The organism is Burkholderia sp. AU45388 (assembly GCF_030481585.1).
GTDB classification, from domain to species: domain Bacteria; phylum Pseudomonadota; class Gammaproteobacteria; order Burkholderiales; family Burkholderiaceae; genus Burkholderia; species Burkholderia sola.
The window spans coordinates 39,667-61,052 of sequence record NZ_JAUJPV010000007.1 but is presented as its reverse complement, the minus strand read 5'-3'; the positions used below and the strand labels follow the sequence as shown (position 1 = coordinate 61,052).

At 67.1% G+C, this 21,386-nt stretch carries 8 protein-coding genes; 2 read left to right on the top strand and 6 right to left on the bottom strand.

Features of this window, described 5'->3' with window-relative positions; all coding sequences use genetic code 11:
• Positions 1-20: 20 nt before the first annotated feature.
• From QZM72_RS14620 to QZM72_RS14605, 4 genes are all read right to left on the bottom strand, one after another.
• Positions 21-11,876, bottom strand: coding sequence for a filamentous hemagglutinin N-terminal domain-containing protein (locus tag QZM72_RS14620; RefSeq protein WP_301738475.1), 11,856 nt, complete (start codon positions 11,874-11,876; stop codon positions 21-23).
• Between the two features lie 146 nt (positions 11,877-12,022).
• Positions 12,023-12,943 (bottom strand): peptidyl-prolyl cis-trans isomerase, encoded by a 921-nt coding sequence (locus QZM72_RS14615; RefSeq protein ID WP_301738474.1) that lies wholly within the window; start codon positions 12,941-12,943, stop codon positions 12,023-12,025.
• An 11-nt stretch (positions 12,944-12,954) separates the two neighbouring features.
• Positions 12,955-14,781, bottom strand: coding sequence for a ShlB/FhaC/HecB family hemolysin secretion/activation protein (locus QZM72_RS14610; protein WP_301738473.1), 1,827 nt, complete (start codon positions 14,779-14,781; stop codon positions 12,955-12,957).
• On the bottom strand, positions 14,781-16,919 hold the full coding sequence (locus QZM72_RS14605) for a filamentous hemagglutinin N-terminal domain-containing protein (protein WP_301738471.1): 2,139 nt from the start codon (positions 16,917-16,919) through the stop codon (positions 14,781-14,783). Before QZM72_RS14605 ends, QZM72_RS14610 begins: the two co-directional genes overlap by 1 nt.
• Before the next feature lie 245 nt (positions 16,920-17,164).
• Between QZM72_RS14605 and QZM72_RS14600 the strand changes: the two genes are divergently transcribed.
• Complete coding sequence (locus QZM72_RS14600; RefSeq protein WP_301738468.1) at positions 17,165-17,680, top strand: shikimate kinase; 516 nt, start codon at positions 17,165-17,167, stop codon at positions 17,678-17,680.
• Positions 17,681-17,757: 77 nt separating this feature from the next.
• Here the strand turns inward: QZM72_RS14600 and QZM72_RS14595 are convergent, their stop codons facing one another.
• Positions 17,758-19,068 carry an MFS transporter gene (locus tag QZM72_RS14595; protein ID WP_301738466.1) on the bottom strand — a complete coding sequence of 437 codons (1,311 nt, stop codon included), beginning with the start codon at positions 19,066-19,068 and terminating at the stop codon, positions 17,758-17,760.
• 169 nt (positions 19,069-19,237) lie between these two features.
• Positions 19,238-20,320, bottom strand: a complete 1,083-nt coding sequence (locus QZM72_RS14590; protein ID WP_089469176.1) for a tartrate dehydrogenase — start codon at positions 20,318-20,320, stop codon at positions 19,238-19,240.
• Between the two features lie 108 nt (positions 20,321-20,428).
• Here QZM72_RS14590 and QZM72_RS14585 point away from each other — a divergent pair, with 108 nt between their 5' ends.
• On the top strand, positions 20,429-21,349 hold the full coding sequence (locus QZM72_RS14585) for a LysR substrate-binding domain-containing protein (protein WP_301738464.1): 921 nt from the start codon (positions 20,429-20,431) through the stop codon (positions 21,347-21,349).
• Positions 21,350-21,386: the final 37 nt, after the last annotated feature.

Sequence of the window (21,386 nt, the reverse complement as noted above, 5' to 3'; positions counted from 1 at the left end):
TAGGCTATCGTAGCAGCCCCTCAGTTCTTAATATCCTTCATCAGCCGATTCCACCATGGCGTAACCTGTTGACGGTGCAGATCTCGAGGAATTACAACTTTGTTTTCCGGATCAGTGGGGCTGCCGCCAAACTTAACAGGCTGCACCTCATGCACATCGACCGGCTGTCCAACAAGTCCCTGATCTTGACGAATGGAACTGTTCGCAGCGTTCGCTGCCTTGCGTGCAGCCGCATACTCTGCCCCTTCTAGCAACTGAAACGGCCCATCTGGCATTGGAACACCATTGGGATAGCCTTGCCAGTCAATAATCGAGAAGCTGCCAGACGCATTCTTTTTACCCAATGTCCCTGCCAGCCCCAAGCCGGCAGCACCTTCACCCAATCCCTGGAAATTTGACGTGTCAGCGCCGAACTTGGCGATGTACGTCGACATCAACTGGCCAAGGTTGTCCTTCGTGACATCCGCGTAGCCGGGACCATACGAATATGCCGCGTTGTCCACCACGCTTCGCGCAACATCTTCAGCCCCGACAGGAACCTTCCACTGCTCGACGTATTGTCCCTGCGCGTCCTTGTAGAAGGTCGTGCCGCGCGCGGCAGTGTTGGCTTGGGCATCGGCGAGGCTGCCCCATACGCGCATCCCATTCGGCCCACCGTTCGCGCCATAAACGTTCTCAGCGGCTTTCAGCAAATCGTCCGCACTGTACGCGGACGCAAGTGTTTGGTTTTTCGACCTCAGCTTGTCGATAAGCTCGACGACTTTGTCGACGTGCTGCAAATCGTTGTTCAAGGCATTGTTTTGCGCCGCAGCCATGCCCGCCTCGGCATTCTGATCGGCCACACCTGCCGCCAGTCCGCCGATTGCGGTCGCGAACGCGCTTACAAACGCCTGCTGTACCGATCCGTCAACCCCATTCTTCGCCGTCCCATAAACGAGCAGCGGCGAAATTACCGCACTCGCCGCAGCACCTACAGCACCGCCGCCGCATCCTTGCCCCGTCGCCGCACCTGATGCGCATCCGAGCACGGCATGTTCGAGGACGTTCTGAATGGAATAAGGACTGGTGGTGTCACCAATGCCGTACGCGACTGTTGCTGCAGCATCCCGGACGAAGCCATCTCGCAAACTGTCGAGGAAACGTCCCCCGCCAATCAGAGTCTGCACCCCCGCCTGAATCGTCGCATCCGCCGTCATTGCCAACGCGGCGGCAGGCAGGGACACAGATGCGGCGCCCGCTTGCGGCACCAGCGCATTGCCCGTGTTCTGCACACCGGCCAGTGCCGAAAGAGACGGCGCACTTCCCTCGAATGCAGCATTCGCGCTGAACCCGAACGAGCCCGAACCGCTGTCAAACGTGATGCCGTTCGTCAGCCCGGCAGTCACGGCTCCGATCAGGCCATTCTTCAGGCTCGCGCCAAAATCAATCTTGCCGCTAGCGACCACCTGGCCGAGCGCGCTCGATGCAAACGAACTCAACCCGACTGCAATCATGGTGTTGGCCAATCCACCAACGGCCAGAGAACCGCCTGCCGCACTTGCGGCCGCGGTAATGGCAGCACCTGTCAGTCCCTGCTGTGCCGCCATGAATGCCGCGGTGGTTGCCGCTTCGGCAGCGCCCGACATCGACGCGATCGCAGCGGATATTTCCGGCTGCATCATGATTGCCGCGGCAACAGCGACGACCATCGAGAAGATCTGCGTCATCCCGAACGAGCCGCCCTCCTTCACGAAATCCTGATGAAGGTTGTCGCTCAGTGCCGTTTGCGTGAAATTGCCGCCGAGCTGCTGTTGAAGCGCCGCAAGCGCCTGCTGGGTCCCACTCTGATCGATCGTCCCGTCGGCCGCCAGCTTCTGCAGCGCCCCACCAATCTGATTCAGCGCCTGAACATTCAACTCCATGTTCGCCGCGCTCATGAACCCGCCGGGCTGCACCACCGTCCCGGTCGTCTTCAGATATCCGCCATCGACCTTCTGCCAGATTTCACCGACGTTGACCTGGTTCGCCTGGTTCGTCAGCGTGTGCGTGTCGACGCTCAGCGTCCCCGATGCGGTGATGCTTCCGGTATTGAGAATGCTGCCGTCACCGTCCTGATTGAACTTGAGCGTGACGTCATGACCGGAGATGTTGCCGCCCGCCGACATTGCCTGCGTGTCCTGCGGCAGATACACCTGCGGCATCAGTGCGGTAATCGTCGGGCACGTCGCCGCTCCCGTCGCGTGACACGACGGGTCCGGCACCGTCTGCTCGACGTACCACAGCATCGGCTTGTCGAGCGTGTTGATCTGCTCCTGCGTCAGCGCGGCGCCCAATTGCAGGTCGTGCGCCTTCGAGTAGTCGACCGCGTTCTGATACAGGTACATCTTTTCCTGCGCCGTCACGGACAGGTTTTTCTCGTTGTCGTACGTCAGCCCGTCGACGAAGCTCGACTTGCCGGTCTGCTTCAGCGCCGCCTGCTGCAACAGCAGGTCCTCTTCCTGCGGGTTGTAATAGAACAGCGTCGATGAAGGCTGCAGCGCCGACGGCAGATTGTTCAGCAAGTCCTGCGGACCGAGCGAGCCGAGCACGGAACCGCCGAGCGACGCGTCGACGTACGACGCAGCGCCCGCGACAGGTGTCGGCAGCTTGCCGGTACCGACGGCACGAGGCACCGACAGGTTCAGCCCCGGCAAGTCCACCGGGCTCAGCGAAATGACCTGCGACGGCGCATTGACACGCGGCGTGTAGGTGTTCGCGGTCGTGATCCCGTTGATGAGCTTCTGGCCCGTCAACGACACATACGTTCCGATCACGTTGCCCACGTTCTGGATCTGTCCGCTCGACGAGATCGACAGGTTCGGCGCCTGGATCGTCGCCGCGATGTTGCCGACCGGCGTCGGCGGATCGATGGTGCCGCCCGTGCTCGTGTATGCGCTCCCGTACAGCGCCTTGCACTGCTCCGGCGTGCCGCACGCCCAGATGTCGTGACGCTTGTCGCTGCTGAACATGCCGGTTTCCTGCACCCAATGCGAGTGCCAGTAGGCGTTCAGCACCTGCGCCTCGTTCACGACGGGGCCTGCGACGGCGATCGTCGCGTTGTTGCCGGCCGCGATCAGGCTGCCGATGTTCGTCAGGCTGCCCGCGTTGATCTGCAGGTTGTTGCCCGCGCTGATCACCGACGAGCTGCCGGACTGCTGGTCGACATAGCCCTCGCAGTAGCTTTCCTTGTAGCCGCCGGCTGTCATGCAGCCCGAGTATTGCTCGTGCTTGCCGTAGTTCTCGTGTACCGGCACGGGCGGCGGCAGGTTGTTGGTGATCGCGCCCGATACGTTGAGCTTGATGTCGTTGCCCGCGACGATGTTGCCGGACGTGTTGTTCAGGCTCTGTGCGGGCGTGGTCGAGCTTGCGGTCGTGCCGACACCGCCGATGACGATGTCGTGGCCCGCGAGCAGGTTGCCGTACGTATTGTTGATCTGGCCGGCTGCGATCACGAGATCGTGGCCCGCATAGATCGTCGCGTCGTTCTGGCTGTAGCCGAACGTCGTCGTGGTCGGGTTGTTGCCGCGCGGTTGGCCTGCGTTGCCGCAGGCGGAGTTCGGCACGCCGGATGCGCAGCCGACCTGGCTCGAATAGTTTTGCTGATTGCCGCCCTGGTTGGTGAGCGTACCCGACGCGATGGCGACGTCGTTGCCCGCGTACATCAGGCCTTCGTTGACGAGATTTCCGCCGCCTACCGTCAGGTTGTGACCGGCGGCGATCATGCCGGTCGGCGTGGACGAATTGACCGTTCCGACTGAAGTCGGCGCCGCTGAATTCGGCAAGATGCTGAACACGGTCGGCTTAATGCCGTCAGCCTCACGCTGCGCGTCCTTGGCGGCAATCGTGCCGATCGATTTCAACTGATTCAGGAACGCCGTGTATTCGCCCTGATCGACGGTGCGCACCGATTGATTGATCATCGTCGGCGCGACCGCGCCATTACCGAGCGACCCGATGTTCAGCCCGACATCCCCCTGCGCGGCAATCTGGCCACCGCGATTGGATAATGAGCCGGCCGACAGCGAAATCGACCCGCCGGCCGAAATGACGCCCGACGTCCCGGGCGTCTGGGTCGTCGTGGTTTCGTGGACGGTCGGCAGTGTAAACGTGCGCGTGCCTAATGCGCCCGGTTGCGGCCCGTTGCCGACGTACCATACGGTCTGATACTGAGGATTGCCGCGAGAATTGTCGCCAACGTACACCTGGAATTTGTTAAACGTGACCGTTCCGGATCCCGCGACGGGCGACGAAACGCTCAGGTCGCAATACTCCCGACACGGATTCGTCGATGACCTCGACGTAATGGCAGCTTGCGCCCCCGTCGGCGACAGCAGATTGCCGAGTGTCGTATTGAAGCTGAACGTCGTATCGCCGAGAGTCAGACCGGAATCCCCCGGCCCTGGAATCCGGTACTGATACCAGTATGTCTCGGCGCCAACCGCCCCCGACCACAGCAATCCCGGATCGACGACGTCCTGCGTCGTCGTCACCGCCGCGCCCGGCGCCGTCTGGTCGTTCACCACCGCACCTGCGGAAATACTGACATTCCGCCCGGCAACAATCGACCCACCCGTGTTCTGCAACGTCCCACTCAAGCGAAACACCGCGTCGCCCTTCGACTGCGTCGTCGCACCCTGGTTGTCGTAATTCCCCCCATTCACGGTCAGCACACTACCCGCCTCGACCGTCCCGCGATTCGTCGTATCGCCGTTCAGCGTCAACGCGTTATCCGCATGCACCACCGCCCCGGCCGCGTTATTCAGCGTGCCGTTGAACGTCACATCCGCCCCGGTGACCTGCCCGTGATTCTCGAAACTGCCGCCTGCCGTCAGCGTCAACGGCGACGTCCCGGTGATCGTGCCGTTGTTCGTGATCCCGTTCAGTCCCGTCAACGCAACGCTCTGCCCGCCGTAATTCCACGTGCCGCCGACGTTCACGTACCCGGCCGTGATCGACAGGTTGCCGCCCTGGCTGATCGTCCCCTGCGACGGATCGAACGCCATGTTGACAGCGCTGATCCCCATGTTCCGTTGCGCGAGCAACTGCCCGCCCGCGTTGTAGAACGCGCCGTTGCCGCCATTGATCGTCAACGACACGTCGCCGGTCGCACCGGTCGCGGCCTGCGGATTGCCGGCAAAGACGATCCCGTTCTGATTATTAAGCGTCCCGGTATTGACGTTGAGCGCGTTCACCGCCATCAGCGAGCCGCCCACGTTCGTCAGCGCGCCCCCGACGGTGACGTTGGTCGTCGTTCCGTTCACCAGCCCGGCGTTCGCGAAGCTCGACGCGTTGATCGTCGTCGTGCCGATCGACGCGAGCGACGCACCCGCCGCATTCGTCAGGTTCGTCGCCGACACGTTGAGCGATCCGGCCAGCACGTTCGCGGCGTTATACAGCCCGTTCTGCGAAGCCAGCGTCGCGTTGCCGACGACGTTCACTGCCTTGCCGCCCGCCAGCGTGAGCTGGTTCGATGCCTGCGCGGTGAGCGCGCCACCGACCGTCGCATTCCCAAGCGTCACGTTCGAGCCGTTCACCTGCAGGTTCCGCGATGCGACGAGCGATGCATTGCCGGCATCGACCGTTCCCAGCGCGGAAACGGTTACGTTCTTCGATCCGACGGCCGAACCGCTCAGCGTGACGTTGCCGCCCGACACGCCCAGTTGGCCCGCAACGATGCTGTTGCCGCTCAATGCGACGGTTTGTCCGGCATGCAGCGTCGCGTCGCCGTTCGCCGACACGCCCGCGACCGACACGTTGCCGCCGATGCCGTTGACGTCGACCGTCCCCATCGACCCCACGCCACCCGCGAGCGACACGTTGTTCGCGGCCTGAACCGCGACATTGCCGCCCGACTGCAACAGGCCGCCGAACGACACGCTGCCGCCCGTCGACTTTGCCGATACGTCGCCGACCGCGGTGGTCGCACCGAGCGACATGTCGCCGCCGGACACCGCCGTCAACTTGCCGGCGCCCTGAATCGCGCCGAGCGTGATGCTGTTTCCGGCATTGACGGCGATGTCCTTGCCGTACGTCAGTGCCGCGCCGCCGCCCAGCGTACCGCCCGCGTTGATACTCGCGGCTCCGAGACCGAACAGCGCGCCGCCGAGCGTCATCGTGCCGCCCGACGTCAACGCCGTATCGCCGTTCACGAGCCCGCCGGAAAGCAGCGCGAGTCCGCCGCCCGCACTGGCCCGCACATTCCCCGTCGACATGACCGCGCCGCCGACGCCGAGATTGCCCGCCGTCGCGGTCAGCGTCGCGTCGCCGGTTGAATTGATCGCGCCCGCGACACCGAGGCTGCGTCCGGCCGTCACGTTCAGCGCACCGCCGCTGGACGCGGCGCCGAGCCCCACATCGCGCGCGGCCGCGATCGTCGTCGCGTTACCCGACGTCACCGCGCCGTTCACCATCACGTCGCCGGCGCCGTTGCGGCCCTGCGCCCGCAATCCGATCGCGCCGCCCGCTTGCACCGAGCCGGCCGACAAATCGTTGCCGGCGGTCATCGCGAGATCGCCGTTGGTCGCGACGTTGCCCGTCACCGCGATATTGCCGCCCGCGGTGACGCTCGCCTGGTGCGCGAACGCGATCGCGTCGGCCGTCACCGAGCCACCCGCCGTCAACGTTCCGTCTTGCTGCGCGCCGACGCCGGCGAGCGTCATGTCGCGGCCCGCGTTCAGCGAAGCATTGCCGCCCGCGACACTCTGCCCCGTCACCGCGATGTCCTGTGCGGCGCCGACGTTCAGGTTGCCCTGCGTCGTCAGGCTCGCCGCACGCGCGTTGCCGCCCGAAGCGGTTACGGCGAGATCGCCCGCCGAATTGACCGCCGACAGCGCGACACCGCGCGCCGCATTGATCGTCGTCGTGCCGCCGGTGTTGATTGCGCCCGCAACGGAAGCGTCCCGCGCGGCTTGCAGCTGCATCGCGCCGAACGCGGTGGCCGCTCCGCCGAGCGTCACATCGCCGCCGCCGGCACCGCCCTTCGCCGTGACGTCGAGATTGCCGTTGACGGCCTGGACCGTGCCGAGCCCCGCATTGTTGCCGCCCGTCGCGCTGACGGCCGCGGCCTGCAGCGCGCCGGTCAGCGCGACGTCGTGCGCGGCATCGAGCGTCGCCGCCTGGGCGAATGCCGCGGCGCCCGCACCGATGATGTCGCGGCCCGCGCTCAGCGTGCCGTCGCGTTGACCCGCGAGTGTGCCCGTCAACGCGATATCGCGACCGGCCTGCACGTTCGTCGACTTCGCCACCGCGATCTGGCCGCCGAGCTGCGTATCGAGCCCGGACAGGCTGTTGAACGCGCCCGCCGTCGTGGTCGACCCCGTAAGCATGACGCTACCGTTCGCCGCGGTTGCCTTCAGATCGCCGTTCGACTCCACACCGCCGCTGACCGCCACGTTGCGTTGCGCGGTCAATGCGAGCGCATCGCCGCTGCCGAGTGTGCCGCCGATCGACACATCCCGCGCGCCCGTCACGTTCGCCGCCCCCAGTGCGGACGCCGCACCCGTGATGCCGGCATCGCCTTCGCCGGCGTTGCCGTTCGCGGTCAGCGTCAACGTGGTCGACGACGACGCATCGTGCAACGTCGCGTTGTTCCCGCCCGTCACCGTGATCGCCGCCGCCTGCGTGCCGCCGGTCAGCGCGACGTCATGCTGCGCCGCATAGGTCGCGGTCGCGGCAAACGCCTGCTTGCCGCCGCCGTTGATGTCGTGCGCGGCCGTCACCGTGCCGTTCGCCTGTCCGACCATCGTGCCGTTCAGCGTGGCATCGCGGCCGGCCGTCAGCGTCGCGTCGCCGATCGCGCTGGTGCTCGCGCCGAGCGACAGGTCGAGGCCCGTCGCGATAGCGAGCTTGCCGCCGCTGTTGATGCCACCGGTCGCGTTGAGGCTGCCTTGCCGCGCAGCCAGCGCCGTATCGCCGACCGACTCGATCGCGCCGCTCACCGCGATGTCCCGCTGCGCGGTCACGCCGATCGTCGAACCGCTCGCGGCCTTGCCGCCGATTGCAACGTCGTTCTGCGCGAACGCCGTGATCGCGCCCGCGGCGGCGACCGAACCGTCGATGCGCAGATCGCCCGCGCCCGTCGCGGTGTTCGTCCCGTTCGCGCGCAGCGCGATCGTGCCGGTCGACTCGACGTTGTTCACGGCCGCATTGCCGGCCGCCGTCACGCTGACCGACTGCCCCTGGATCAGTCCTCGCTGCGCGACGTCGCGCCCGGCTTCGAGCATCGCCTGCTGACCGAACGTCAACGTGCCTGCGCCGACGATGTCGCGCGCCGCATTGACGACGCCTTGTCCCTGCCCGGCCAGCGATCCGCTTACGTTGACGTCGCGTCCGGCCGCAAGCGTCGTGTCGCGCGACACGGTCGTGTTGCCGCCGAGGTTGATGTCATTGCCTGCCTGCGCGTCGAATGCGCCGTTGCTCGCGATCGCACCGGTCGACCCGATCGTGCCGCCGGTCGCCAGGAGCGACGTGTTGCCGGCGGACTGCAACGAACCGCCGATGTCGATATTGCGCGCGGCGGCCAGCACCACGTCCGCGCCGCCCGTCACCGCGCCGGTCACGCTCAGGTCGTTCGCCGCGCCGAGCGCGAGCGTCGTGGCAGCCTGCACGTCGTGCAGCGTGGCCGATCCGCCGGCCGTCGTCCGCACGTTGCCGCCGCGCAGCGAACCGGTGAGAGTCGTATCGCCGCCGGAACCGACGTTCGCCGCGAGACCGAACGCAACGGCGGCCGCGCCGCCTATCGCGCCGCCGGCGTTCAGCGTGCCGTTGCCCTGCGCGACGACCGAGCCGTTCATCGTCAGGTCGCGTCCCGCGTCGACGGTCAGGTCGCCGAGCGACGACGTCGAGTGCGTGCCGAGATCCACGGACTGCGCGGCGTTCACCGACAGATTGCCGCCCGACTGGATATTGCCGGTGCTCGTCAGCGAGCCGGCCGCATTCGTCAGCGCGACGTCACCGTTCGACTGGACCGTCCCGGCGATCGACGTATTGCCACCGCCGCCGATGGTCAGGCCGCTTGCCGTGCGCAACGTGCCATTGACGAACACGTCGCGCGCCGCGTCGATCGTTCCGTTCGTCAGCGAGTTCACGTTGCCGCCGATCGAAACGTCGCCCGTGCGCGTCGCGAGCCGCAGCCCCGCGTTGGCCTGCACGTCGTTCAGCGCGATCGAATCGGTTGCCGTCATCGAGACGGCGCGCCCCTGGAACGCGCCGGTCACGCCGATATCGCGCCCCGCGCTCAACGTCGTGTCCTGTGCGAAGCCGCTGTTGCCGCCGGCGACGACGTCACGCGCGGCCGTGAGCGTCGCGCCCCCCTGCCCGGCCAACGCACCGCCGATCACGAGATCCCGGCCCGCCGTGGCGCTCACGTCGCCCGTCACGGTCGTCGCGCCGGTCAGCGAGACATCCTGCGCAGCCTGCGCGCTTAGCGCGCCCGCGCCGTTCAACGTGCCGGCCGACGCGACGCTGCCGCTGGCCGCCGTCATCGCCAGATCGCCGACGGCCTGCACGGTGCCGCTGCCGCCGACGATCACGTTGCGCTGCGCGGCAAGCGCGACCTGCGCGCCGCCGGCGAGCGTGCCGTTCACGACGACGTCGCGCGACGCGCGCACGTCGGCGGCGCCGAGTGCCGCCGCGTTGCCGTTGAATACGACGTCGCCGCCGCCGGCGTTACCGTTTGCCGTCACACCGAATGCGCCGCCCGCCTGGACCGTCGCGAGATTCGCGCTGTTGCCCGCATCGACCTGCAGGCCATTGGCGAGCAGCTTGCCGGTCAGCGCGACGTCATGCGCGGCACTCAACGCGCCGTTCTGGCCGAACGCGATCGAACCGCTTCCCGTGATGTCGTTGCGTGCGCTCAGTAACCCGTTGCGCTGGACGATCACGACACCGGACGTATCGACGTTGCGCCCCGCGTCCACGCGTGCATCGGTCCCCACCATCAGCGAACCGCCGACGGACGCGTCGCGCGCGATATCGGCGGCGAACGTCGTTCCGCTCGCGAGCGATCCGCTCACGCTCAGGTCGCGCCCCGCCTGCACGCTGACCGCGTTCTGCGCGGTCGCCTGCGACGCGACGACGGTGTCCTGTCCGGACGTCAGCGCAAGATCGCCACCGCTCTTCACCGTCGCATGCGTGACGACGCTGCCCTGCGTCGCCGTCAACGCCAGCGCGCCGGAGGTCTGCAGCGCCGCGTTGACCGTCGCATCGCGTTGCGCGGTGACGCGCAGCGTGTCGCTGTTGGTCTGGCCGTTCACGTTGACGTCGCGGGCCGCCTGCACGGTCGTTGCGCCGGTCACGACCGACGTGCCGTTCAGGTTCACGTCGCCCGTGCCGTCGGTACCGCGCGCGGTAACGGACAACGCACCGCCGCCCTGTACGTCGCCGAGCGTGACGTTCGCGCCGCCCGCGACCGTCATGTCGCCGTGCGCCTGGGCATTCGCGACGTTCACGTTGCCGCCTGCCGCCACCGTGAGCTTGCCGCCGGACTGGATCGATCCGGTCGACGTCACGTCGCCATTCGCGTCGATCGCGTAACCGCCGACCCCGATGTGCGTACCGGTCATCGACACGTTGCCGGCACTATGGACCGTCGCCTGCTGCTGCGCGGCCGAGCCCGCGACCGAGACGTCGCCGTTCGCCGACAGCAGCAAGTCCCCTGCGTTCGCGGCAAGCTGCGCGTCGGATCGCACCCCCATCCCCGCCGCGGTGCTGACCACCTGGATCTGCCCGGCCGTCATCGCGCCGAACGCGGTCGCGTCGATCGCGAGCGAACGATTCGCGCCGCCGTTCGCGGCATTGATCGCCGCGGCGGAGTTGTCCGAGCCGTTCGACGCCGTGCCGTACGTGGTGCCGTACGTGTCGACGGCGGCCGGTGTCACGAACTGACGCCCGGCGATCACGTTGATGCGCGTGCCGGCATAGAGCGGCGCGTTGATACCGATCGTCTCGCCGATCAGGTCGATCGTGCCCACGGTTCCCTCGATCCCCGCGCCGGGCCCGTTGACGCCGGCATTGCCTTCGATCTGCAGGTGACCGCCGGTCACGTTGTAGCCGAGCGCCTTCGCGTTCGCGAAGTCGGCCGCGCTGCCGCCGACGCCATTGAGGAACTGCGGCGCGCCGGTCGACAACGTCACGCCGATCGTGTTGGTGAAGCCGGCGCCGCGTGTCGTGATCCCGTTCGGATTCGCGATCACGACGGTCGCGGGTGCGCCGAATACTTCGAGCGGGCCATTCAGCAAGCTCGCGTATGCATTGCCGGTCGACGTGACCTGGTTGACGATCACGCTCGCCGTGCGGCCGTTCAGGTTCGGGTTGGCCTGCACGTTGCCGCCCGTCAGCGACGTGCCTGACATCAGACTGTTGTTCAGAATCAGCCCGACCGGATCGATGTTGAATTGCTGATACTGGTTCAGCGAAATGCCGGCCGCGTTCGGTGCGGTGATATTGACGACCGGCACGCCGCCGCCTGCGCCGGTCGACTGCGTGATGGCAGGCTGAAACGAGATCGGCGCCGTGGGATCAACGATGGGCGCGGCGGCCGCGAGCTGCATCGAGAATCGGACGCGCAGCGACGCGAGATCGAGCAGCCGCTGCCATGCGTCGTCGTCGAGACGGCGATTGCCCGCGCCGAGCACGCCGGCTGCATCGCGGCCCTGCTCGACGGTGACCGCGATCGGCCCGATGAACATCGTCAGTGCGAGCAGCGCGCTCGTCGCACGCTGCCACCAGCGGTACGATCCCGCGACCGGCTCGACCGCGAGGAATCGCGGCGCACTTGCCGCCGACCGCGCACGTGCACCGATTCGCGCCGCACCGGCGGCGGCAAGCTGCTGCAAGGTCTTACGCTTGGACGTGTTCATCTTCTGTTGTTCGCTTCGTTTCGTGGCCCCGCGCCGTACGCCATCGGCCGGCCGACCGTGGCGCCGAGCGATGCCGGGTTTCCCCGCCCGGCATCGCATGCGTGTTCGCCGGGCGGCTGCCCGACGCTGCTACCTGCTACGGCTACTTACTGCTGGATCCGCGCGTTGCGGATCAGATCCGCAACCACCTGCGCGGTCGCCTTCTCCATCGCGACCTGCTCGAGTTGTTGCCGCAGCGTGTCTTTCGCCTGGTCGAACGGCGGCACCTGCGTCGGGCGCTTGTCGTCGACACGCACGATCCAGTACGCATCGCCGACCTGCACGGGCTCGCGCGTCAGCCCGCCCCGCGGCAGTTTCACGAGCGCTTCGGCGAGCGGCTGCGGCCAGTTCTGCGTGTGGCCTGCTTCGATCGGCGTCTTGAACGAGATCCAGTTCAGCGCGCCGCCTTGCGCCGCGGCCGGCCCCTTGCTGAACTGACGCGCGAGCCCGCCGAAGTCCTCGCCTTTCTTGAGCCGCGCGAGGATCTGCTTTGCGGTGTCCGCGTCGTTGACCGCGATCACGCTCGGCTTGTATTCGTTCTCGCCGAGCGTCGCGACAACCGCGTCGTAGCGCGCCTTGACGTCCGCATCCGTGACGGGCGCCGGCTTGACCTGATCGCGCAGGTACGCCTGCGTCATCGCGAGCGCCTTCGCCTGCTCGGTGGCGGCAACGACCTGCGGTTTCGTGTCGTAGTGCTGCTTGAGCGCCGCCTGTCGAAACAGCTCGCGTGCGATCAACTGGTTCTTCAGCGCCGCGCGCAGCGCCGGCGTATCGGGTGCCTTCGACGCGCGCACGGCTTCGTCGACCTGCGCTTGCAGGATCGGCACGCCGTTTACGCTCGCGATCGCATCGGCGGGCATCGTGGCGGTGGCATCGGCGGGTTTCTTCGCCGCCTTGGGGACCGCGTACGCGTGCGGGACGACAGCGCCGCAAAGCATCGCCGCGACGAGCGCGACGCCGATCTTGCGAATACGCGCCGGCAGGTTGGGTTGCATCGCGAGCTCGCGACCGTTCGACAGGCGATTCATGAAGTTCTCCATCAGTCCGTCCAGTTGAGTGTTGCCAGCAACACGCTGGCTTTCTTGCCGAGCGCCGCCGGTTGCGCGAGCGCCTGCCCGACGAGCACTTCGGTCGACAGGGTCCCGCCTTTCAAACGCCATTGCGCACGCGTGCCGACCCCCGTGCCGACGAGCGACGGCCAGCCGCCCTGCGCGTTCAGGTGCGTCTTGCCGCCGTCCAGAAACACGTACGGTTCGATGCGCGCGTCGTGCCACGCCGGTACGTTCTGCCAGGCCAGCTCGTTGCGCACGAATGCGCCGCTGTCACCGGCGATCCCGCCTTCGGTAAACCCGCGGACCGAGCCCATGCCGCCCAGAAAGATCTGCTCGTTGCCGAACAGCGCGACGCGGCTGTACTGCGCGCGAAGCGTGCCCCGATACGCCCAGCTGGAACCGGCAAAATTGCCGAACGTGAACTGCAGCGTGCCGGTGGCATCGAGCTTCGTGAACTGGCTGTGCGCATCGTCGATGCCGATGTCGGACGCATCGTGGCTGGCCGCCAGCCAAGGCAAACCCTGCGACAGGCCGACATCCCAGGTCGCGGCTGCGCCCTGATCGCGCATGACGAAGCGGGACAGCCCGTTCAGCGCGACACGCAACACCGTCAGGTTCTGCGGCGACAACGGCATGCCGTTGAGGTCGCGCTCGGTACGCAGCTTGTTGAGCGTCACGTCGACGCTCATGCGCCCGCGCGGCGAACGCATCAGCACGTCGTTCCAGCCGAGCATCTGGCTGAACGTGCGCCCCGCGATCAGCGCGACGTCGCCAATCGCCTGCTGGTACTCGGACATCGACGCCGTGTAGCTGAACGTTTGATAGCCGTACGGCACCGCCGCCGAGAACACGAGCGCATTCGTGTCGGTCGTCCCGACGTAGCTGAACGACAGCGATTCCTGCAGTCCGATCACGTTGTCGGCTTCGACACCGGCGCGATAGCGCGTCTTGCCGGTCTGCGAGCTGCCGTAGTTGTCGATGCCGAAATCGTAATGAAGACGGTCGCCGTAGCGGTTCGAGATCGCGACGATCGAATCGCCCGGCGCTTCGCCGGGGAGAATCCGGATTTCGGCCTGATTGCGCCGCAACCGGTTGATCTGGTCGACGCCCTGCTCCAGATCGGGCAGACGCAGCACGTCGCCCGGCGTGCTCGCGAACGCCCATGCGGTACCGGCTTCGGTCAGCAGCCCGCCGCCGCGCACTTCGTACCACTTCTCGTCGGGATCGCGCGGCCTCAGCGGCTTGCCGTTCAGCGTCAACGCGGCCACGCGGCCGGGAACGAGATTGATCTTCAGCGTGCCGGACGCGAGATTCTGCGGGCCGAGGTACGCACGCGTCGTGATGTAGCCGCGCGCAATGAACGCTTCGGTCAGCCGGCGCAGCAGCAGGTTGATCCGGTTGCGCCCGAGTTGCTTGCCGATGAACGGCGCCGCGATACGGTCCAGTTCGTGCTGCCCGAGCATCGCGTCGCCGGTGAATTCGATCCGCTCGATCAGGAACGTCGGCGCGACGTCCGGCAGCGTGTCGACGTCGGCGCCCGGCGGCAGGTCGGGCATCGCCGGCTGCTCGGGCACCGCGATCTGCGCCGGCGGCTGCGCGATCTCGTCGCGGCGCTGCCGGTCGCGCTGCTCCTGCAGCAGACGCTGCGCGGGATCCTGTTCCGCACGCGGCACCGCCAACCCGGCCGGGAGCGCGCCGAGGCCCGGAAGCGCGCCGGCCGGCGGCGCGCCCGCGAGCTGTGCATGCGCGCACGGCGACATTGCGCCGATCGTCAACGCGAGCGCGGCGGCAATGCGGTGATCCTTGTGCGACATCACAGGCCGAACCACGACACGAGACCCATGTGATTGCGGTTGCCGATCGTCACGAGATCGCGATGCGGCGGCCGGATCGTCACGATGCCGCCTGCAGCGAGCACACCGTCGGGCGCGCTGTACGCGCCGCCGTCGATGTCGGCCTCGCCGGTCAGGCGCACCTTGCCGGTTCCTCCGGTGAACACGCCGCCGGTGTCGGCCGCATAGATCGCCGCCCAACGATTGCCGAACCACGCCTTCAGGTCGTGATCGCGATTGATCACCGTGTAGCCCGGCACGCCCTGCGCGAGCGTCTTCGGCGCGTCGAGCGTCAATGCGCCGTACGCAAGCACGGTTCCGCCCGTGTTCGTGATCTGCGTACCGGCTTTCAACTGGATGTCGGCTTTGGCCTCGATCGCACCGCCGAACGCCTGCACGTTCGACGATGCGCTCGCGCGGCAGAACACGAAACACGAGCGCCGGTACGATGCCTGCCCGGTGAGAATGGCTTGCGTGAGGATGTTGTCACGCGCAGCGATGTCGATCGCGCCGCCATTCGACAGGATCGATCCGCCGATATTCGTCACGTTCGCGGCGCGCACGCTCACGTTGCCCGCATCGGCCGTGATGTACGCGAGTTTCGATGCGTCGGCCAGCGCGCCATAGTCGACGGTGAAGCCGTCGCTACGATGCTTGAAGAACAGGAAGCGGCCGCCCTGCTCGGAGAAGCCGACCACCGCACCGTTCTGCACGCCGGTGCTGTGGTCGACGATGTTCTGCAGATCTCCGCCCGCGTCGATCGACACGCTCTGGTTCGACAGGATCCGTGCATTCCGGTTGACGATATCGGCGCCCGCGGTCAGCGACACGTCGCCCTTCACGCCGAACAGGATGCCGATCCCCGTCTGCGGCAGCGACTGGTTCAGGATGCGGCCCGCCGCATTCAGCGTCACCGCGCCCGCCGAATCCGGGTCCGCGTCGATCGCGGCCTGCCCTTGCACCAGCGAGCCGACATTCACGATGTCCGCCGCGCTCTTGAGCACCACGCCGCTTTGCGACGATGCCACGGTGGCGCCCTTCATCGCGTCGTCGGGATTCAGCGCGATGCCCGCGCCATTCAGCTTGACGCTGCCCGACGCCATCAGGCTGCTGCCCGTCAACGCGATCGCATCGGCTGCCGACACATTCGCGTGGCCGCCACGCGACTTCAGGTCGGTGTCGGTCAGCGTCATGCCGCCCTGCACGGTGACGTCGAGGTCTCGCGCGACGTCGATCTTCGCACCGGACATCTCGACGTTGCCGTTCGACGCGAGCGTGAAATCCCCGAGCGACGCATTCATCGCGCCGGCGCTGCGCACGCCGGGGCCGCGATCCGTGACGATCAACTGCACGCGCCCGCTCGTCACGCTGCCTGCGGCAGTGATGTCGATCGCGTAGGACGATGCGGTGTCCGGCTGGGTCGTCGCGGTACGCGAGAGCCAGTCGTTGGCATTGTCGTTCGGCGACAGCCCCGTGTTCAGCTCGACACGGCTGCGTCCGGCCAGCAGGCGCACACCGGCCGTCGCCGACGAAAACGTGTTGTCGATCGCGCCGTCGACGACGATGTTCTTCGCGATCAGATCCAGCCCGATCAACGCGCCGGCCAGGCCGCCCGGCCCGACGACGATCGTGCCGGTCGACGTATCGAGCACGATGTTGCGCTGGATGACGCCAGGGGTGATCTGCAGGTCGTTGAAGCTCACGCTGCCGGTCGACAGCGCGAGGCGCCCCGTGTTGACGAACGATCCGCCGTTGACCGTGATGCCGTTCGGGTTCGCAAGCACGACGTTCGCGCGCGGCCCCGCCACGGCGATCTCGCCTTCGATCAGGCTGCGGTTCGTGCTCGTCACCTGGTTGACGATCGTGCGCGCGTTGATGCCGACGTTGTTCAGCGTCGCACCGGCGGTCGTCACGTTGAACGACGAATACGTGTTGCTCGATACGCCGGCGACCGCCGGCGCAAGATTGACGAGCTGCCGGCCATTCGGCCCGACCGACACGCTCGTGGGCGTGCCGCCGTCCGCGACGATCCCCGCGGCGGCGGCGCAATGCGGTAGCAGTCCCGTTACGGCAAGGCAAAGGCACAGCGCGCGCCAGCCCCCGGTGCCTGCGCGCCCCATTGAATCAGTGCATCCCATTCTGGTCCCGCGCACGGCTTCGCCGGCCGTGCGCCCTCGGTTTTTTGGTCGTGTGGTTGTACTGCTTTCGTCATACTTTTTTTGCGATACCGAGGAAGAGTAACGGCGGGGCCACGCCTTTCTTTAGGGTGCTTGATCGAATAATTTTTCTAATCGCTTCGGAGTCGACATTACAAATAGATTTCACGTCGAGGCACAATGAAGGCGTCCGATCCATCCTGCTCCTCATGTCCTCTACATCGACGAACACGCCGCTCACCGTCATCCATCTGAACGGCCCGATCAACAGCGGCAAGACGACGATCGGCCGCGCACTCGCACGCGTGCTGCCCGATGCGCGCTTCATCGACGGCGACGATCACGACGCGCCTGAAGACGCGCCGTTCGACGTGCAATGGGCGATCGCGCTGGAGCGGCTGGTCACGCGGATCGCGCAAGCGCGCGAACGCCACCTCGTGATCGCCTATCCAATCGGCGAAGCGGAATTCGAGCGGCTGCGCGCGGCGTGCAACGCACGCGATGCGCGTCTTTTCGTCGTGACGCTCGCGCCGCCCGAGGCGGTTGCGGCGTCGAATCGCGGCACGCGCGCCCTGACGGACTGGGAGCGGGAACGCGTCGCGCAAATGTATCGCGAAGGCTACGCGTCGCGCGCGTTCAGCGATTGCGTGATCGATACGTCGAACGCGTCGGCCGATGGGTGCGCGACGGAGATCGCTCGCCGCGTGGCCCTTCCCGCCCATTGACGCGGCGGCTTCGGTCGTGCGCCGTCGTCGGCGCACCGCATGCACGTCGGACGCATGCAAGCGAACGCGCGCCGCTCTCAATGATGTTGCCGTACGCCCGACACGACCTGCTCGCGCGCCCCCGTCCGGCTCAACATCAACGTCACCACCGCCGACACGGCGAGCGTCCCCGCGACCACATACAGCCCCGCCGCATACCCGCCCGTCACATGCTTCAACCAGCCGATCGCGAACGGCCCGACGAACCCGCCGAGATTGCCGATCGAATTGATCATCGCGATCCCCGCCGCCGCGCCGGCCCCCGACAGGAACGCGCTCGGCATCGCCCACAGCGGCGCCTTCGCGGCACTGATGCCGATGTTGACGACGACCAGCGCGAGCACCGTCAGCAACGCCGTGCTCGCCTGCCCCGCGAACACGAAGCCGATGCAGGCCAGCACGCATGGAATCACGACGTGCCATGTGCGCTCGCCGGTGCGATCCGAATGCCGTGCCCACACGATCATCGCGACCACGGCGGCGATGCTCGGAATGCCGGTCAGCATGCCCGTCTGCAATGCAGTGAAACCGAACTGCTTGACCATCAGCGGCGCCCACAGGCCGAGCGTGTACAGCCCCGCCGACGTGCCGAAGTAGATCAGCGCGAGCGCCAGCACGCGCGGGTCGCGCAGCGCCTGCCATGCGCCGGCCGTGTGCCCGGCGTGCGTGTGGCGCGCGTCCGCTTCCGCCTTCAGCTTCGCGATCAGCCAGTCGCGTTCGTCGGCCCGCAGCCACGCGGCCTGCGACGGCGCATCGGTCAGGCGCTTCAGCACGACGAAGCCCAGCACGACCGCCGGCAGCGCCTCGACGATGTACAGCACTTGCCAGTCGGCGAGCCCGAACATCGGCGGCATCTGCATGATCGCGCCCGACAGCGGCGAGCCGATCGCGGTCGAGATCGGCGCTGCCGCCATGAACCACGCGGCGGCCACCGCGCGCTGCTTCGCGGGAAACCACAGGCTCAGGTACAGGATGACGCCGGGGAAGAAACCGGCTTCGGCCATGCCGAGCAGGAAGCGCAGCACGTAGAAGCTCGTCGGCCCGGCCGCGAACGCGGACACCGCCGACACGATCCCCCACGTGATCATCACGCGTGCGATCCAGATGCGCGCGCCGACGCGATGGAGAATCAGGTTGCTTGGCACTTCGAACAGAAAGTAGCCGATGAAGAACAGGCCGCCGCCGAACCCGAACGCGGTCGGCGACAGGCCGATCGCCTTGTTCATCGTCATCGCCGCGAAGCCGACGTTGACGCGATCGAGAAAGCTGACGAAGTAAAGCAGCATCACGAACGGAATGATGCGCCACATCAGTTTCCGCGCGACGCGGGTTTCCAGATCCGCTTGCATGTGTCTCCTCCTTCGAGGTCGGGCCGTGCGCCGTCGGTCGTTGGACCCCGCGCGCCGGCCGGCGCCCGGCTCGCGTCGCATGCGCGAGTCGCGGGCTGAAAATGCCTGAATGAAGCGAGCGCTCGGCGCTCGGCGGCGCGCACGCGCGGCCGCCGCCGCGTCGCCGCCGTCAGGCCGCGACTGCCGCGTTCGCGACGCGCTCGCAAACGGCCGCCGTCACTTGCGCGGTCGTCGCACTGCCGCCGAGGTCGCGCGTATGCAGCGACGGGTCGGCCGTCACGGCCTCGATCGCGTGCATCACGCGCGCGGCCGCTTCCGTCTCGCCGAGATGCTCGAGCAGCATCACGACCGACCAGAACGTGCCGACCGGATTCGCGAGCCCCTTGCCCATGATGTCGAACGCGGAGCCGTGGATCGGCTCGAACATCGACGGGTAGCGCCGCTCGGGATCGATGTTGCCGGTCGGCGCGATGCCGAGACTGCCCGCAAGCGCGGCGGCGAGATCGCTGAGGATGTCCGCGTGCAGGTTGGTCGCGACGATCGTGTCGAGCGACGCCGGACGGTTGACCATGCGCGCGGTCGCCGCGTCGACGAGCTCCTTGTCCCACGTCACGTCGGGAAACTCCTGCGCGATCTGTTTCGCGATCTCGTCCCACATCACCATCGCGTGCCGCTGCGCGTTGCTCTTCGTGATCACGGTCAGCAGCTTGCGCGGTCGCGACTGCGCGAGCCGGAACGCGAAGCGCATGATGCGTTCGACGCCGGCGCGCGTGAGGATCGACACGTCGGTCGCGGCCTCGATCGGATGGCCCTGATGCACGCGGCCGCCGACGCCCGCATATTCGCCTTCGGAGTTCTCGCGGACGATCACCCAGTTCAGGTCGTCCGGCCCGCAGCGTTTCAGCGGCGCATCGATGCCCGGCAGGATGCGCGTCGGACGCACGTTCGCGTACTGGTCGAAGCCCTGGCAGATCTTCAGGCGCAGCCCCCACAGCGTCACGTGGTCGGGCACGTCCGGGTCGCCCGCGGAGCCGAACAGGATCGCGTCCTTGCCGCGCAGCGCGTCGAGGCCGTCGGCCGGCATCATCGCGCCGTGCCGGCGGTAGTAATCGGCGCCCCAGTCGAAATCCTCGAACGCGAACGCAAAGCGGTCGCTGCCGCGGGCCAGCGCTTCCAGCACCTGCTTGGCCGCAGGCACCACTTCCTTGCCGATGCCGTCGCCGGGAATCGTTGCGATACGGTAGGTCTTCATGCGGACATCCTCGATCGATCGTGAGCGTGTACGCACTTTACCGAACTGGAAGTACGTAAACCGGGGCTATACTCAAAGCATCTTTAACTTCAATTCATGAATCCCGTCATGGCGGATACCGTCCAGCCGGCCGATCTCGGCTTCTTCTCGACGCTGGCCGCCTCGGGCAGCCTGAGCGCGGCCGCGCGCGAACTCGGGCTGACCGCGGCGGCCGTCAGCAAGCGGCTCACGCAGATGGAGCGGCGCGCGGGCGTGACGCTCGTCAACCGCACGACGCGGCGGATGATGCTGACGCCGGAAGGCGACGTCTATCTGGAGTACGCACGCCGGATCCTCGATCAGATGGACGAACTCGGCGAACTGCTCGGCAGCGCGAAGCAGCGGCCGAAAGGCCTGCTGCGCGTGAATGCGACGCTCGGTTTCGGGCGCAGCCATGTCGGCCCGGCGATCTCGCGCTTCGTCGCGCGCTATCCGGAGGTGTCGGTGCAGTTGCAGTTGTCGGTGATGCCGCCGCCGCTCACCGACGACGCATTCGACGTGTGCATCCGCTTCGGCGAACCGCCCGACACGCGTGTCGTCGCGCGGCGGCTCGCGCCGAACCGCCGGCTGCTGTGCGCGGCGCCCGCGTATCTCGCGCGGCACGGGACGCCCGGCACGCCGCACGACCTCACGCGACACAACTGCATCGGCATCCGGCAGGGCGACGAAGGTTACGGCGTATGGCGCCTGACGAGCGGGCGCGGCGCGGGCCGCCACACGGAAGCCGTACGGATCAACGGCAACCTGACGACGAACGACGGCGAGATCGCGGTGAAGTGGGCGCTCGACGGGCACGGGATCCTGATGCGCGCGGAATGGGATCTGCGCGACTATCTTGCCGACGGCAGGCTGGTCGTCGTGCTGCCCGACCATGAAACGCCGAGCGCCGACATCTACGCGGTGTATGCGCAGCGTCACCAGATGTCCACGCGGATTCGCGCGTTCGTCGATTTCCTGGCGGAGGATTTGGGGCGGCTGAAGGCGACGTAGGGGTGTCGGTCACTTGTGCATGGCAGCGTCAGGCACG

What these genes read in the sequence shown, in the direction of transcription:
- QZM72_RS14615 (WP_301738474.1), bottom strand. Translation starts at nt 12,943, where the DNA reads ATGAATCGCCTGTCGAACGGTCGCGAGCTCGCGATGCAACCCAACCTG.
- QZM72_RS14610 (WP_301738473.1), bottom strand. Translation starts at nt 14,781, where the DNA reads ATGTCGCACAAGGATCACCGCATTGCCGCCGCGCTCGCGTTGACGATC.
- QZM72_RS14605 (WP_301738471.1), bottom strand. Translation starts at nt 16,919, where the DNA reads ATGGGGCGCGCAGGCACCGGGGGCTGGCGCGCGCTGTGCCTTTGCCTT.
- QZM72_RS14585 (WP_301738464.1), top strand. Translation starts at nt 20,429, where the DNA reads ATGGCGGATACCGTCCAGCCGGCCGATCTCGGCTTCTTCTCGACGCTG.
- QZM72_RS14620 (WP_301738475.1), bottom strand. Translation starts at nt 11,876, where the DNA reads ATGAACACGTCCAAGCGTAAGACCTTGCAGCAGCTTGCCGCCGCCGGT.
- QZM72_RS14590 (WP_089469176.1), bottom strand. Translation starts at nt 20,320, where the DNA reads ATGAAGACCTACCGTATCGCAACGATTCCCGGCGACGGCATCGGCAAG.
- QZM72_RS14600 (WP_301738468.1), top strand. Translation starts at nt 17,165, where the DNA reads ATGTCCTCTACATCGACGAACACGCCGCTCACCGTCATCCATCTGAAC.
- QZM72_RS14595 (WP_301738466.1), bottom strand. Translation starts at nt 19,068, where the DNA reads ATGCAAGCGGATCTGGAAACCCGCGTCGCGCGGAAACTGATGTGGCGC.